The 15,316-nt window shown below is 36.5% G+C and carries 7 protein-coding genes; 4 read left to right on the plus strand and 3 right to left on the minus strand.

Annotated elements, in window-relative coordinates:
* Positions 1–82: 82 nt before the first annotated feature.
* From K8B81_RS01305 to K8B81_RS01315, 3 genes are all read right to left on the minus strand, one after another.
* The gene (locus K8B81_RS01305) at positions 83–2,146 is read right to left on the minus strand and encodes an alpha-glucuronidase (RefSeq protein WP_223678249.1); all 2,064 of its coding nucleotides are present in this window, start codon (positions 2,144–2,146) and stop codon (positions 83–85) included.
* 66 nt (positions 2,147–2,212) lie between these two features.
* A complete protein-coding gene (locus tag K8B81_RS01310; protein WP_223678251.1) occupies positions 2,213–5,146 on the minus strand; it encodes a glycosyl hydrolase 115 family protein in 2,934 nt (977 codons plus the stop codon).
* A gap of 39 nt (positions 5,147–5,185) precedes the next feature.
* Entirely contained in the window at positions 5,186–8,164 is a 2,979-nt protein-coding gene (locus K8B81_RS01315) for a glycosyl hydrolase 115 family protein (RefSeq protein WP_223678253.1), read from the minus strand.
* A gap of 564 nt (positions 8,165–8,728) precedes the next feature.
* On the opposite strand from K8B81_RS01315, the gene K8B81_RS01320 reads away from it, so the two are divergent.
* The 4 genes from K8B81_RS01320 (at position 8,729) to K8B81_RS01335 (ending at position 15,263) form a co-directional block, all read left to right on the plus strand.
* Positions 8,729–9,088 carry a hypothetical protein gene (locus tag K8B81_RS01320; RefSeq protein ID WP_223678255.1) on the plus strand — a complete coding sequence of 120 codons (360 nt, stop codon included), beginning with the start codon at positions 8,729–8,731 and terminating at the stop codon, positions 9,086–9,088.
* A gap of 224 nt (positions 9,089–9,312) precedes the next feature.
* Positions 9,313–10,404 (plus strand): efflux RND transporter periplasmic adaptor subunit, encoded by a 1,092-nt coding sequence (locus K8B81_RS01325; protein ID WP_223678258.1) that lies wholly within the window; start codon positions 9,313–9,315, stop codon positions 10,402–10,404.
* Positions 10,405–10,455: 51 nt separating this feature from the next.
* On the plus strand, positions 10,456–13,572 hold the full coding sequence (locus tag K8B81_RS01330) for an efflux RND transporter permease subunit (RefSeq protein WP_223678261.1): 3,117 nt from the start codon (positions 10,456–10,458) through the stop codon (positions 13,570–13,572).
* A 200-nt stretch (positions 13,573–13,772) separates the two neighbouring features.
* Complete coding sequence (locus tag K8B81_RS01335; protein ID WP_223678263.1) at positions 13,773–15,263, plus strand: TolC family protein; 1,491 nt, start codon at positions 13,773–13,775, stop codon at positions 15,261–15,263.
* The last annotated feature ends 53 nt before the right edge of the window (positions 15,264–15,316 follow it).

A 15,316-nucleotide genomic window follows, 5' to 3' on the forward strand; every position in this document is an offset into this window, starting at 1 on the left:
AAATAGTTGCTTGCAATAGTTATAATCTTTTTATTAATTAAGTTGTGGTTTATTTATTGTTGGTTTATTGATTCCATATCGTCTAGTTTAAAATAATTGTCAAATCATTTTTTAATAAATAATCTAAATCATATACAGGACGTTCAATATCAAATGGAATAGGCTTTTTGCTATACTGTTGGAAATAGAGTAAGCAGCCATCTTTCCATATTTGAGCATCCCTGCTCTGACGACGAAGTTTACTTTGCACTTCGGAAAATCGCTGTTCATCAACATACGCTTGGACTTTATCCCAGGTTTTTTGAAACTCACGCACTTCTTTTACACCTTTATCGTAAGTATAACAAAGTTCATCCCACAGAATACGTCCATTTTTCATCTTATAATCCCATGGTAAATGATGAAACCATAATAAATAGATTTCAGGACATGTTTCAATATTTTCAAACTGACTTTTTAGTGGCTCATGGTATTGATTTACAGCTCCGGAACCTTTTGCTGTTCTGTCAAAGCCAATTCCGGAAGCATCTGCTTTATGATAATAAGCAGCAGTCCAATCGCTACGGATGCCTTTAGGCCCAAACCACGGCCCAGGACCATAATGGGTATTGTTTAAACCTGCAAAAATATGATGAAGTCCAAGTGGCATTGAATAATTTACAGCTGCCTCATGACTTTCTAACATCAGTTGCTTTACAGGTTCAAGAAAGTTTTTTTTCCAATCGGATACTTTACTATCTTTTTCTTCGATTGGAAAAAAAGTTAATTTTAACCATTCATCTGCCATTTTCTCACTTGTAATTTGGTTATTCCACGCCATTCGTCCAAACGCATACCAGTTTGACTGGGCAAAATGATGACCGCACCAATTGGTGTCTAAACCAATATTAGCTACGCCTGCAATTGCTGTATATTTTTGAGGAAAAATACTTCCATCTGTAGTACGGGCAACAGTACTTCCCGCACCCTCCTGATGAGTATCACTTTTCAGGAACTCTTCCCACATCTTTGCCAAATAGACTAATTGTTCAGAATGCCCAAGGTATTCCTGAGTAATTTGTAATTCAGGCATTACAGAAGTTCTTTTCATTGCTCCAAAGAGCGGATTGAATGGTTCGCGTGGCTGAAAATCAACAGGTCCGTTTTTTACCTGAATAATTACATTGTCACGAAACTGACCATCAAGTGGCATAAACTCATTATATGCCTGAGCTGCCCTGTCCTTGCTGTTAACCTCATAGACAAAAGCACGCCACATGATAATACCTCCGTAAGGTCTAACTACATCAGCAAGCATATTTGCTCCATCAGCATGACTACGTCCAAAATCTTGTGGCCCAGGTTCACCTTCACTATTGGCTTTTATTAAAAAACCTCCAAAATCAGGTATAATTTTGTAAATTTCTTTTGCTTTATTTTTCCACCATTGAATCACTTCAGGATTTAAAGGGTCAGAGGTTTTTAATCCGCCAATTAAAGTTGGTGATGAAAATTTAACTGAAAGATAAGTCTTTATGCCATAAGGGCGTACAACTTCGGCAATTGCCTTTACTTTCTGAAGACATTCAGCAGTTAGCATCAATTTTGAAGAATTGACATTATTTAAAACTGCACCATTAATCCCGATAGAAGCGTTGGCACGTGCATATTCTTTCCATAATATCCTGTCCTTATCGGTTACTGCATATCCTTTTTCCATATCATGCCAGAATATTGATTTGCCTGCATAACCACGTTCTACTGAGCCATCCAGGTTGTCCCAATGGTTTAAGATTCTTCGCTCGTAGGAAGGATTGCATATTTCATTTTGAATTGCTTCTCCGGTTTGCTGACGACGCAAAAGTTCGTAAGCACCATACAAGATTCCAAGTTCTGTATTGGCCTGAATCTCATTTTCAGAAAGTTTGAATCCATCGTTCTTTATTGTTTTATTTTTTTTCAGGGTCAAAAGTAGTTTAGCCCCGTTTTTACCCTGCCAGGCTTGTTCCAGCTCTTGTTTGGCAATAGCAATAGTTGAAGATTTACTACTGCAGACAACAGTTACTTTTCCAGTATTTTTTCCACGAAGCCAAAGAAGGTGACCGTCCTCAGCATGAAGATTAAATATTGTAAGTGTTAAAATTAAAAAAACTAATATTTTTTTCATGTCTAATTTGATTTTGAAAATGAATTTATTGTTTATACAATAATTTGATAAAATCTAAAGCTTTTATTATTTCAGGAACATACTTTCGTTAGGGCCAAGATGTGATTGCCTGAGTCCTCCTGTGTCTATTATAATTTTTTGAACAACTACTCCGGGATCAATCATCCAGACTTTTAATTTGTGAGCTCCCGGGCTTGGTATTTTAAGAGTTGCTTTATTTTGTCTGGCCTGTTTCACTACTGTTTTTGCCCAGGCTGGATTTGACCAGTGTACTTTAAACTTGTCAGGAACATTGGTAATGTAAGTAGGCGCTTCATCATCAAATGACACGGCAATTTTAATATCCCTGTCAGGCATATAATTTAATAAAGGTGAAGTTACCAATGTAATTTCTACACTATCTTTTGAAAACAGATACACGGGATATTCCATATACGGGGCATCTTTTCCCGGAACAGCGGCTAAGGTATTCGCCGGGGCTGTTGCTCTCATTCCTGACAATGTCAACCCATAATCTTCGACCCTAATCCACTTACGGTCTCCTTTATTGTTGTTTGCTGAAAAATGTTCCGCTTCAATAGCAATGAAGCCTCCGCTTTCAACAAAACCTTTTATTTTATTTCTGTCTTCACTAGGATTAAAAGCATTTATATGTACTAAAACTTCTCTTCCTCCCCCGGTAATTTTCACAGTTCCTTCGGTAATACCTTTTGGTAGTGTCTGCTGATTCAGCTTAAACCAAACCCGTTTGTCTGTATCGTGAATAATGCCTTGTGAATCGCTTATGGTTAGCCAGGGTACATCGGTAGTTATCGTATAATCGAAAGGCTTGCTCCCCTTATTGAAGACTTCTATATAATGTTGTTGATTATTGAAAACATTAAATTGAGGTAGTGTAGCCTTTGAATTTGAATCTGGCCAGCTCCCTTCACTTGATTCTAATGCAATTCCCATTGAAGCTTCTTCAGGGATTTGAATTTCATCAAGTTTAATTGCGTTAAGACTGTTTTTTCTTGGTGGCATCCAATCGGTGTAACCAAGATGCGTCTGGTCCATAAAATGATTCCATTTCCCATCGGCATAGATGTGATTGTAATGCGACATCAATGTAGTGTCCGCCTCAAATAATCTTCTTGTTTTTAAAGCCATATTATTCGTACTAGAGCGTTTTTGACTAGCGTGTAATTGGTTTTTTGCGGCCGATAAATATAATTCATTGACTATTGCACAAGCTTTTACCGGAAATAATACAATCTGATAAAACGCATCACGCTTTTCTTTCGGTAATTTATCATAGATGGCTTCTGCTCTATCTTTTATGGTATTATAATCAGCCACAACCGTTTCAAATTCGTTATAATTTATAAGGCTATAAGTTGATGCATTTAAAGATTCTGGTTTGCAGCGACCATTAAACTTTCCATATTTGGAGAGAATATCGGCAATTTCAGCACCATATTGTTCTCCAAATTCTCTTGTCGCCCATAATTGTGTAAACTCGTTTATATTAGAATTGTTCCAGCGATCGGTATTCCAACCCAAACTCATGAAATATTCCATTGGCAATTCATACCCTTTGAAGTGGCCAACGTTTACTACCCAAATCCTGTCGGCGCCATACTGTTTGGCAAGAGCCATTTGATCCCAGATTTTTGGAAGAGGATTGGTATTAATCCATTCGTAACTTCTTGGATCACCGTGATAATCAAAATGATAATAAACACCGGCACCTCCACTACGTTTGCGTTCGGCTTCGTTAGGTAGTCTGCGAATGTTTCCCCAGTTATCATCTGTCCAAAGCAGTGTAATATTATCAGGTACACGTAAACCGTGATCGTAATATTCCATTATTTCTTTGTAGAGGCACCATGCCTGAGGTACTTCGCTAATATTGGTATTCATTTCCTCACTGATAATTTTTTGCTGGTTTCTAACAATTTTTTCTACCATTGCAATATTATCTTTCATCTCCCCTTTCATTTCAGAATCATTGGCACCACGAAGCCCCATTGTTACGATACTTTCGTAATTTTTATTTCTGCGGATTCCCTTTCTCCAGAAACTTTCTAGTGTATCAGCATGCTTTCTGTAATCCCAGTTTCCAAGGGTTCTTATATAACGGCGGTCCCACTCCTGTTGCGAACGTACCATTGGTTCCTGATGGGAAGTTCCCATGACAATACCATATTCATTAGCCAAACGTGGATTTTCAGGGTCATCTTCATTGAAAGCGTTACTCCACATTGCAGGCCATAAGTAGTTCGCCTTCATTCGAAGTAAAAGTTCAAAAACGGTTGCGTAAAACTCACGGCCATAATTCACTACATTTTTTCCCACAGGTGGATTTTGGCTCGGTTTTGCCATTCCATATTTTTCTTTGATCCAGCCGGTAAGAGCTGGAGCTTCATCGTTAATAAAAACACCTCTGTATTTAACACTTGGGCCTTCTATATTTCGAATTGGTTTTACATATAAAGCTTCTTTGTGATTTGCTGGAACATCGGCCCAAAAATGCCAGGGAGAAACACCTATTTGTTCTGACACATCATAAATACCGTAAATTGTTCCTCTTTTATCACTTCCAACGATAACTAGTGCTTTATCTATACCAGGTAATGGTTTATCAATTACCTGAATCAAAAAGTTTTCCCATTTTCCTTTGATTCCTTTTACATCGAGTTTTCCTTTTTTTATCAATTGATCTATTACAGGACTTTTTCCCAATGTTCCCACAATCACAATCTGTTTTTGGGATGGCAACTTATCATAAAATATTGATGGTTCTGCGCTGGTTACCTTGCCGATATCTGTTTTTAAATCTTTTAATGCCCGAATCACTCCCACATAATCATTAGAATCAATAAATAATGGTGTTGATTTTCCTGCTGCGGATAATGTGAAATTGTCTTTCCCTTTAGAGGTTGAAATATAACTTTTGCCTCCAATAGCCCATATGAAAGAAGGTAAAAGTAATAACAAGTGATAATATTTTCTTATCATGATTTTTTTGTTTAAAAACGTGTTTTTTAGGTTATTAAGTTACTTTGAGTTATGTAAAACTGGAGGGGCTCCAAAATAACTTGGATAATTATTATCTGGATTGACCACGATTTTTTCAACCACGATTTCAGGATCGATCATAATTATTTTCAGTGTATGAATTCCTGGTTCTTTTACACCTATTTCAAAGTCAAGCCAACGCATATTATCAAAAATCTCATTTCTGCGGAATTGTCCTGCACCTATAAGAGCGATATTTTTATTGATTGCCGGGTAAGGTTTCAAAACGGATGATCTGGCTAAAATTTCAGGGGTATATTCTTTGAATTCATCGTAAAAACCTTTTCTAGCATCCAATACCTGAGGCGTTTGATTATCCAGTGTCACAGCAATTCTCAATCCACGCTGAGGATAAACATCCTGAGTGGGAAGGATACCTAAACAAACTGTAGTTTTTCCCTCCTTTGAAATAAATACTTTGTACTCTAGTGTTGCTCCATCTTCTACTGTAGTACTCGGAGCTGTTACAGGGGATATTCCCATATTGGCTTTGCCTTTTCCTAAATCTGGCAGGACAATCCATTTTGCATTTTTCCCTGGTTTATTAGCATTGAATTGATCGGCAGGAATGGTAAACTCACCTGTGAAATTTCCAAAAAAAGATTCCTTTAGTTTTGGCAGGGCTGCTTTAACGGCATTCACCGAAACCGCTATAATTTCATTCCCTTGTTGTATTTCGACAATACCATTTGATTCTCCGTCGGACAATTTTTTCCAGTCAACATCTACCAAAATCCGAACATCTTTTTCTACTTTTCCTTTGTTACTACTTAATTTAATCCAAGGCTGATTTGCTTTAGCTTCAAACTCAAAAGAACCTGTACCACGATTGAAAACCTCTATATAATAAGATTGTTTTTTGAGTATATCAAAAACCGGAAGCTGAAGTTTTTCCTGATTTGCTGGCCAGGCAGCTTCTGAACCTTCGACAGCGATTCCCATTGTAGGTTCTGCAAGCGGGGTTACTTCCTTTAACTCGGGTAATTTATTTTCTTTTGGCATTTGCCAGGTAGTGTAGCCGATATGAATATCTGACATCATATTTTTCCACTTCCCATTTGACATCGGACCATTGTAATAATCACTCAATTTTTTATCAAGAGCGAAAAGATCTTTTGTGCGTTGGGCATAATCATTGGCACTTACTCTTCCTTGTTTCGCATAGAGCTGGTTTTTACCTGCGGAAAGATAAATTTCGGCAACACCTGCAGAAGCCTTGGTTGGGTACAGTACTAACTGATAATAAGTGTCTTTTAGTTCTGGTGCAATTTTTGCTTCCAATGCTTCGGCTTTAGCGGCAACATCTTTCCAAAGTTGAAGCATGCGGTCTGCTTCATTATGATTCACATAACTAAAAATTTGAGGTGTCTGGACTTCTGCCTTCCTTAAAAGATTGTATTTCGAATATTTAGAAACAATATCAGCGATTTCTTCTGCATGTTCCTTTCCAAAAATGCCTTTAGCCCAGTTAATCGTATAATCCATTGTTTTGCTTGCAGGATAAGCATCAGGATTCCAGGCGAAATGCATAATGAAATCAATAGGAAGTTCTTTAGGCTTCAAATCTCCCACATTAACTATCCAGATTCGGTCGAGCCCGCTTTGGTAAGCTAAATTGAATTGCTCCTGAAGCTTAGGAATTGTGGTAGTATTGACCCATCGATCGTTATTTGGCCCTCCATTCATATCAATATGATAATACAGACCGCTTCCCCCTTTTCTGTTTTTTTCTTTTGGCGGCGCAATACGTCGGATGTACCCCCAATTATTATCACAAAATAATAACGTAATATCATCAGGGACATTGAATCCTGCATCGTAATATCGCTGTACTTCAGTAAAAATTGCCCATAATTGCGGATGATTGGCAGGATCATCATTATAGACTTTCTGAATGATATCCCGCTGACTTTTTATTACATTTTCTAAAGTTTTAATATTATCAAGATCATTTCCTTTGCCCATTGCAACATCTCCATCACCACGCATACTCATTGTAATGAGGTTGTCATAATTTTTATTGCGATTAAGTCCTTCAAACCAAAATTTCTCCAGGTTGGTACTATTCTTAACAAAGTCCCAAGCCCCTATCTCCTCCTTGCGCTTTGTATATTCTTTTTGCGAACGCATCATTGGTTCATGATGAGAAGTTCCCATTACAATTCCGTATTCGTCAGCCAAAGCCGGACTCATAGGATCATCTTCATTAAAAGCACTACTCCACATAGCCGGCCACATATAATTGGCTTTCAAACGCAAAAGCAATTCAAACATATTGACATACATTTTGGAATTGATTCCTCCAAATTTAGTGCTAGCCCAACCACCGAAAGAAGGCCATTCATCATTAATGAAAATTCCACGGTACTTCACTTTAGGAGATTCTTGTACATAGCGACCTGCTTTTACATATAACTGATTGCTTTTTTTAGCAGGAACATCGGCCCAAAAATACCAGGGAGAAACCCCTATTTTTTCAGAAATATCATAAATTCCATAAATCGTTCCGCGTTTATCGCTTCCGGCCACAATTAAATTACCATCCACAGTTTGAATAATAAAAGATTCCCATTGTCCTTTTATCTCTGAAACGTCTATTTTTTTATCAGCAATTAATTGGTCAATTATTTTGCTTTTGCCTATTGTTCCAATTAAAATTGCGCCTTTGGCAGGATATCCCAATTTCTCGACAACTTCTGGTTTAACTCCTGAAACCTTTCGCACATCATCAGCTAAGTCATTAGCGGCACGGATCACCCCTTTCCAGTCTGAATCATCAAGATAGATTGAGGCTGACTTTCCATTAGCAACAATAGAAAAAGCATTTTTTGAAACTTTGTGCTCAATATATTGTGCAGGCGTTTTGTAATCAGTTTTAGCAGCAGCGGTGACTTGAAATGGGTTCAAAAGCATAATCCCCAAAATAAGAAATATAGCTTTTAATTTATTAATATTCATTTTACTACGTTTTGGTTAATAGGTATAATACTTAGGTTTCATCAAAGATTAAGCGAGTATATAGAAAGGGATTTATATTGATTGTTAATAAAAAATGAGCATGATGTAAATCCTTAAAAGATATTATCTTACATGAAGCTTCATATAAATTTAATTTCCTATTTAGCAAATATAAAAAAAACAGATTCAAAAACAACCGGTTGCATTTCAGATTATGCGTTTTGCAAGTAAAACTATAGAAGATAATAGAAACTATTCCCAAAATACGAAATTTTCATTTAATCGTAATAAAACCTTTATATTCTCTAATGTATTGCAAAGTTTTTTTACCGTTTAGTTTTTAAAAATTGAATATGTTTAAGTTTATAGAGTATTTTTTTGTTAAAGCAGGTATAGTAATTACATTTAATTCAAAAAATAATTACTTAAATTCAAAATCACTCCTATCCTTTTTTCCTTCATCTTTTTAGAAAACATTAAGAAGCGTTTAGTTGACAAATTAGTATATTTGGCCATCAATTTTAAGATTTCCAAACAAAACAATTTTAGTTTTCGAATTAAACGATGAAAAATACTAAGTTCACTTGTATCATTTTACTATTTCTGCTTCTCTTTATCGGGAGTACGGAATCTAATAGATATAAAGCTGAACGAAATCTTCATGAAAATCTTTGTGATCTTTCAATTGCTGATATTCCGCAGTTTTTATCTTCGGATTTACTGAATAAAGAAATCCATATCCATTATGCTGTAAAGAAGAAAATTAAGTTTCGTGCCACTACTTCAGAATACACCACTTTAAGGTCTCCTTATTACAGCAATCTGATAAAATTCAGAAATTATAAGAAAAGCCTAATTTATGGTATTGCCTCTATATACCAAATCCAGCGCCATACTTATCTCCACCTCTATCAATTATTCTAGTTCATAGAATAAAGTTTCGCATTTTTATAAATACAATTTAATTCACCTCTCTTTGTGTATCTGTAGCCAGATGTAAAGAGCAATTTTTTGTTTATAAAACTGTAGTATACAATCCGAAACGGCTAAGCTATATTCGGAGCATTTCCATTTTTTCTAAAACGAATCATAACTTCCTGTAGCAATTTATAAGGGAGAAAATCTATTTATATCATAAAATAATAATCATGAACACCAAAAACAATTCATTTTTCATCGTAATATTATCGCTTTTTGTCCTGGTCTCGTGCGGCGATAAAGCCAGAAAAAACTCAGACAAAATAAAAACAGTTCCGGTCTATAAAATTACCTTAAAAGACACTATAGTTTCGAGCAAATTTGTTGCCGATGTACAGGCAAAAAACAATGTAGAAATTCATGCCCGTATTCCGGGTTTACTGGATAAAGTGTACGTAAGTGAAGGTCAAAAAGTAAAAAAAGGACAAATACTTTTTAAAATTAGCGACATGGAACTTCAGATTCAGCTTTTAAAAGCAGAGGCTGTTTTCAAAAGTGCAAAAGCCGATCTACGAATCGCAACTGTTGAATTGGAGCAAGCCCAAACCCTTTTCAATAAAAAAGTAATTGCGGATAAGGAACTGGAATTATCTAAAGCAAAATACGAAGCAGCTTCTGCGAAAGTAGCACATGCTGTAGCAGAAAAAAAAGCGATTACACAGCAAATCAGTTTTACTACAATCTGTGCCCCTTTCAACGGAACTATTGACCGTATTCCTTTGAAAGAAGGAAGTTTAGTTGAAAATGGCTCATTATTGACCACTGTTTCTCAATTAGATGATGTTTATGCTTACTTCTCAATTCCGGAAAATACCTATTTCCAAATGATGGAAGACAAAACCTTAAACACACAGGGTGATATCAAACTTATATTGCCAAACGGAATGGTTTATGGGCAAAAAGGAGAACTAAGAACCGCTGACGGTGAAATCGACAGACAGACAGGTTCTATCCAATACAAAGCAAAATTTCATAATCCGCAGGGATTTATCAAACACGGAACTTCTGGAAAACTGATTATATCAGAACCCAAAACCAATGCAATTTTAATTCCGCAGAAAGCTGTTTTTTCTATTCAGGATAAACAATACGTTTTCCGCGTGAACAAAGATGGAGTAGTTAAAATGACAAATGTTACAATTGAAACCACTCTTGATGATGTTTACATCTTAAACGATGGACTAAAAAGTGATGACCTGATTGTACAGGAAGGTACACAATCATTAAGAGACGGCGATAAAATCAACATGAAACAAATGTAGTTTTATTGATCTGTAAAACAGTTATTTAATTATTTATCTAAAAAAAATAAAATGATAGAGCTATTTATCAGAAGGAAAATATTGTCATTAATCATCTCGGTTATGATAGTCCTTCTGGGATTGCTGGCGTTGTTTCAGCTTCCCATTACCCAATTCCCGGATATTGTACCACCGTCTGTAACCGTTACAGCAAAATATACAGGAGCAAATGCGGAGGTTTCTGCCAATGCTGTCGCCCTTCCGCTAGAAAGAGCCATAAATGGAGTTCCGGGGATGACTTATATGTCAACCGTAACTTCCAATGATGGTTTAACTTTAATTCAGGTTTTCTTTGAAGTAGGAACCGATCCCGATTTGGCTGCCGTAAACGTGCAGAACAGGGTTACAACAATTCTGGATGAACTTCCGGAAGAGGTAATTCGTGCCGGAGTTACGACCGAAAAAGAGGTAAACAGTATGTTGATGTACCTGAACATTACGAGTACCGACAAAACTCAGGATGAGCAGTTTATCTTCAATTTTACAGATATTAATATTCTTCAGGAATTAAAGCGTATTGATGGTGTCGGTCGAGCCGAAATCATGGGTCAGAAAGAATATTCGATGCGTGTCTGGTTAGATCCGGAAAAAATGCTTTCGTATAATATTTCGGCAAATGAGGTGATTAATTCGCTTCAAAAACAAAACATTTCTGCCGCTCCGGGTAAAGTTGGTGAAGGTTCAGGACAAATGAATAATCAATTACAATACGTAATTAAGTATGGCGGAAAATTCTTTGAACCAAATCAGTACGAAGAAATTCCGTTAAGGGCCAATTCAGACGGAACTATTTTAAGATTAAAAGACATTTCGAAAATCGAATTTGGTGCAATGAGCTACGGAATGGTTTCTAAAACCGACGGAAAACCTTCTGCATCAATCATGCTAAAACAGCGTCCGGGTTCCAATGCCTCTGAAGTAATTGCGAGTGTAAAAGAAAAAATGGCAGAATTAAAAGGATCTTCTTTTCCTCCGGGAATGGAATTTAATATTGCTTATGACGTTTCACGTTTCCTTGATGCCTCTATTGACGAAGTATTAAGAACTTTGATTGAAGCATTTATTTTAGTGGCTTTTGTGGTTTTCCTTTTTCTTCAGGACTGGAGATCAACTTTAATTCCGGTATTAGCTGTTCCTGTTGCACTTATTGGTGCATTTACTTTTATGTCGATGATGGGATTCTCTATCAATTTATTGACACTTTTCGCTTTAGTTCTTTCCATCGGAATCGTGGTTGATAACGCCATTGTCGTAGTCGAAGCTGTTCACGTAAAAATTTCAGAAGAACATATGGCACCTATGGAAGCAACCATTAGTGCGATGAAAGAAATTACAGGTGCCGTAATTGCGATTACCATTGTAATGGCTGCCGTATTTATTCCAGTTGCTTTCCTGAGTGGTCCCGTTGGCGTTTTCTATAGGCAGTTCTCGTTAACAATGGCCATTAGTATTGTGATTTCCGGAATTAACGCGCTTACGCTTACTCCTGCCCTTTGCGCCATTATGCTGAAACCACACGATCCAAATAAACAGAAAAAATCACTTTTAGATCGTTTCTTTTACAGATTCAATAATTGGTTTGATTCTATTACGTTAAAATATATAAAAGTATTAGTAAAATTTGCTGATCGTAATACGGTTACAGTTGGCTTATTAGTACTGTTTTGTGTATTAACATGGGGAACAACCAAATTCTTAGCGTCAGGATTTATTCCGACAGAAGATCAGGGAATGGTTTACGTAAGTGTTACAACACCACAAGGAGCAACTGTGGAACGTACTGAAAAAGCGCTCGACGAAGTAACCAGAATCGCTAAACAAATTAAAGGTGTTGATAACGTGACTACTCTTGCAGGATACAGTATTGTAACTGAAATTGCCGGAGCTTCGTACGGAATGGGAATGATCAACCTGAAAGACTGGAGCGAACGTGATATTTCGGTTACCGATTTTATGGCAGAATTGACAGAAAAAACAAAAAACATTACCGACGCACAAATCGAGATTTTTGCACCACCAACTGTTCCTGGTTTTGGTAACACGAGTGGTTTTGAGCTTCGTTTGCTGGATAAATCTGGTGGAAGTATTACAAACACAGACAAAGTCACCAAAGAATTTATCAAAGAATTGAATGCTTCGCCAGAAATTCAGAACTCCTTTTCAAGTTTTGACGCCACTTTCCCGCAATACTTAATTCATATTGATTACGATTTAGCAGCCAAAAAAGGAATTTCGGTTGACAATGCCATGAGCACTTTACAGACGATGTTAGGATCTTTTTATGCCACTAATTTTATCCGTTTCTCTCAAATGTACAAAGTAATGGTTCAGGCAAGTCCGCAATTCCGCCAAAATCCGGAAAGCATTTTGGATATGTATTTGAAGAATGACGCAGGCGAAATGGTTCCGTTTTCTACTTTCATCAAATTAGAACGCGTTTACGGACCAGAAGTTTTAACGCGTTACAACATGTACATGTCGGCAATGATTAACGGAGAACCTGCTGAAGGTTATAGTTCTGGAGATGCCATTGCTGCCGTTGAAAGAATCGCTGCAGAAAAACTGCCAAGCCGTTTTGAATTAGAATGGTCTGGTATGACACGTGAAGAGATTCTTTCGGGTAACCAAACGATATACATTTTTGCGCTTTGTATTCTTTTCGTTTACTTATTATTGGCGGCACAATACGAAAGTTTATTGCTTCCGTTTCCTGTATTATTGAGTCTTCCTGTTGGAGTTTTCGGTTCATACATTGCGCTTTTAATGGTCGGATTGGACAATAACATTTATGCCCAGGTAGCACTCGTCATGCTGATTGGTTTGCTTGCCAAGAACGCCATTCTGATTGTTGAATTCGCTATGGCACAGAACAAACTCGGACGAGACATTGTTGAAGCAGCAATTGAAGGCGCCAGACTTCGTTTCCGTCCTATTTTGATGACTTCTTTCGCTTTTATTTCAGGATTGATTCCGCTGTGTATCGCTTCTGGTGCCGGTGCAATTGGTAACCGTTCCATTGGTACAGCAGCTGCGGGCGGAATGTTAATCGGAACTGTATTTGGTCTTTTAATTATTCCAGGACTTTATATACTGTTTGCAAAATTGGAAAAAAGAATAAGTAAATCTTAATGTTTTTTTTAAACACATAGCCCCGATAGCTATCGGGGATAGAATTTAGGAAACTTAAAAGGCGTTTCACTTTTCTAAAATTCACATGGCTATGTGTTAGAAAATAGTTTCTTTCCATTTCCATTTCGAAAAAGAAAAATCTATGTTTCTATTTGTTAAAATAAAAATTTAGACAAAAGATTGAACAAATAAATTAAACAATGAAAGAGATATTAAATCAATATAAAAATGCTGATGTGCAGTTTCTAAGGACAACTAAAAGTGCTGTTGTAATAACAGGTATTTTACTTTTGACAGCTTGTGCTGCACCAAAAGTGAGCACTAAATTAGACGCAGCAAAACTTCCTGAAAATTTTGATGCACAGCGAAAAGAAGTGGCTAAGGCTGATTTTATTCCGTTAAAAACAGAAACATTTTTTAAAGATCCAAAACTAGAGCAATTACTAAAAAAAGCTATTGCAAAAAATCCTGATTATTTAATTATGCAGGAACGAATTTTAATTGCCAATTCGCATTTAAAAGTGGCAAAACTTGCACTTCTACCCTCTTTAGATCTTGTAGCAGATGTTTCCGGAACGCATTTCGGAAAATTTACCATGGAAGGTGTTGGAAACTTTGATACCAATTTTTCTCAGAATATTACCGAAAAACAAAAAATAAATGAAAAGCTTTCACCAAACTATTTTTTAGGAGGAAGAGTTTCCTGGGAAGCTGATATTTGGGGAAAACTGAGTAATCGAAAAAAAGCAGCACAGCAAAGATATTTTGCTTCTCAGCAAGGGGTTCGTTTGCTGCAAACACGTCTTTTAGGTGATATAGCCGACTTATATTTTAAGCTGATTGCTTTAGACAAACAAGCGGTGATTTACGATAAAAACTTAAAAACGCAGGAAAGAGCGCTTGATATTGTTTCCGCACAAAGATCGGTTGGTAAAGCAACAGAACTTGCTGTACAACAGTTTAATGCACAAAACAATAACATTCACGCCGAAGCTTCTGAATTGAAATTGAGCATAGATCAGACTGAAAAAGCATTATTGACTCTTTTGGGTGAATATGGTGGAAAAATAGAAAGAAGCAGCGATTTCTTATCTGGGCATTTAGACGTTTTAAATCAAAAAATAAGCGTGGATTCTATCATTCACAAAAGACCTGATGTTTCAGAGGCTTACTTCGAATTATTAGCCAGTAATGCAGATGCAAAATCGGCTCGTGCGGCTTTTTTTCCAACTGTAAATCTGGGAGGCTATGCAGGTTTTAATTCATTTTCTTTTAATACGCTTTTTGATGCTGGCTCTTTCGCATGGCAATTGTTAGGCGGTTTGACAGCTCCAGTTTTCAATAAAGGTCAGATTAAACAGGATTTTTTTGTTTCAAACAGAAGGCAGGAAATTTCGTTTCTTGAATATCAAAAAACAGTTACAACAGCTTTTAACGAGTTAAGCGCTTTATTACACCGAAACGAAGCCTATCAAGATGTTTTGAAATACAAATTGAAAGAAATAGATCACTTAGAAATTGCAGTAAATGTTTCAAACGATTTGTATCTGAGTGGTTATGCCAATTATCTGGAAATCATTAATGCTCAGCAAAACAAACTGCAGGCAGAACTTGATTTTGTGAACATTCAATTAAAAAATGCCGAATCTCAGGTTTTATTGTATAAAGCCTTGGGAGGTGGAATTAATTGATTATTAGTTTATTAATGAAGACTTTTTATCAAAATATTTAAAAAGGTTTCTTT

Source organism: Flavobacterium hibisci (assembly GCF_020026925.1).
Taxonomy (GTDB): domain Bacteria; phylum Bacteroidota; class Bacteroidia; order Flavobacteriales; family Flavobacteriaceae; genus Flavobacterium; species Flavobacterium hibisci.

Bases quoted from the DNA above. Each gene is read 5' to 3' on its own strand.
- K8B81_RS01305 (WP_223678249.1), bottom strand. From the start codon at position 2,146: ATGAAAAAAATATTAGTTTTTTTAATTTTAACACTTACAATATTTAAT.
- K8B81_RS01310 (WP_223678251.1), bottom strand. From the start codon at position 5,146: ATGATAAGAAAATATTATCACTTGTTATTACTTTTACCTTCTTTCATA.
- K8B81_RS01315 (WP_223678253.1), bottom strand. From the start codon at position 8,164: ATGAATATTAATAAATTAAAAGCTATATTTCTTATTTTGGGGATTATG.
- K8B81_RS01320 (WP_223678255.1), top strand. From the start codon at position 8,729: ATGAAAAATACTAAGTTCACTTGTATCATTTTACTATTTCTGCTTCTC.
- K8B81_RS01325 (WP_223678258.1), top strand. From the start codon at position 9,313: ATGAACACCAAAAACAATTCATTTTTCATCGTAATATTATCGCTTTTT.
- K8B81_RS01330 (WP_223678261.1), top strand. From the start codon at position 10,456: ATGATAGAGCTATTTATCAGAAGGAAAATATTGTCATTAATCATCTCG.
- K8B81_RS01335 (WP_223678263.1), top strand. From the start codon at position 13,773: ATGAAAGAGATATTAAATCAATATAAAAATGCTGATGTGCAGTTTCTA.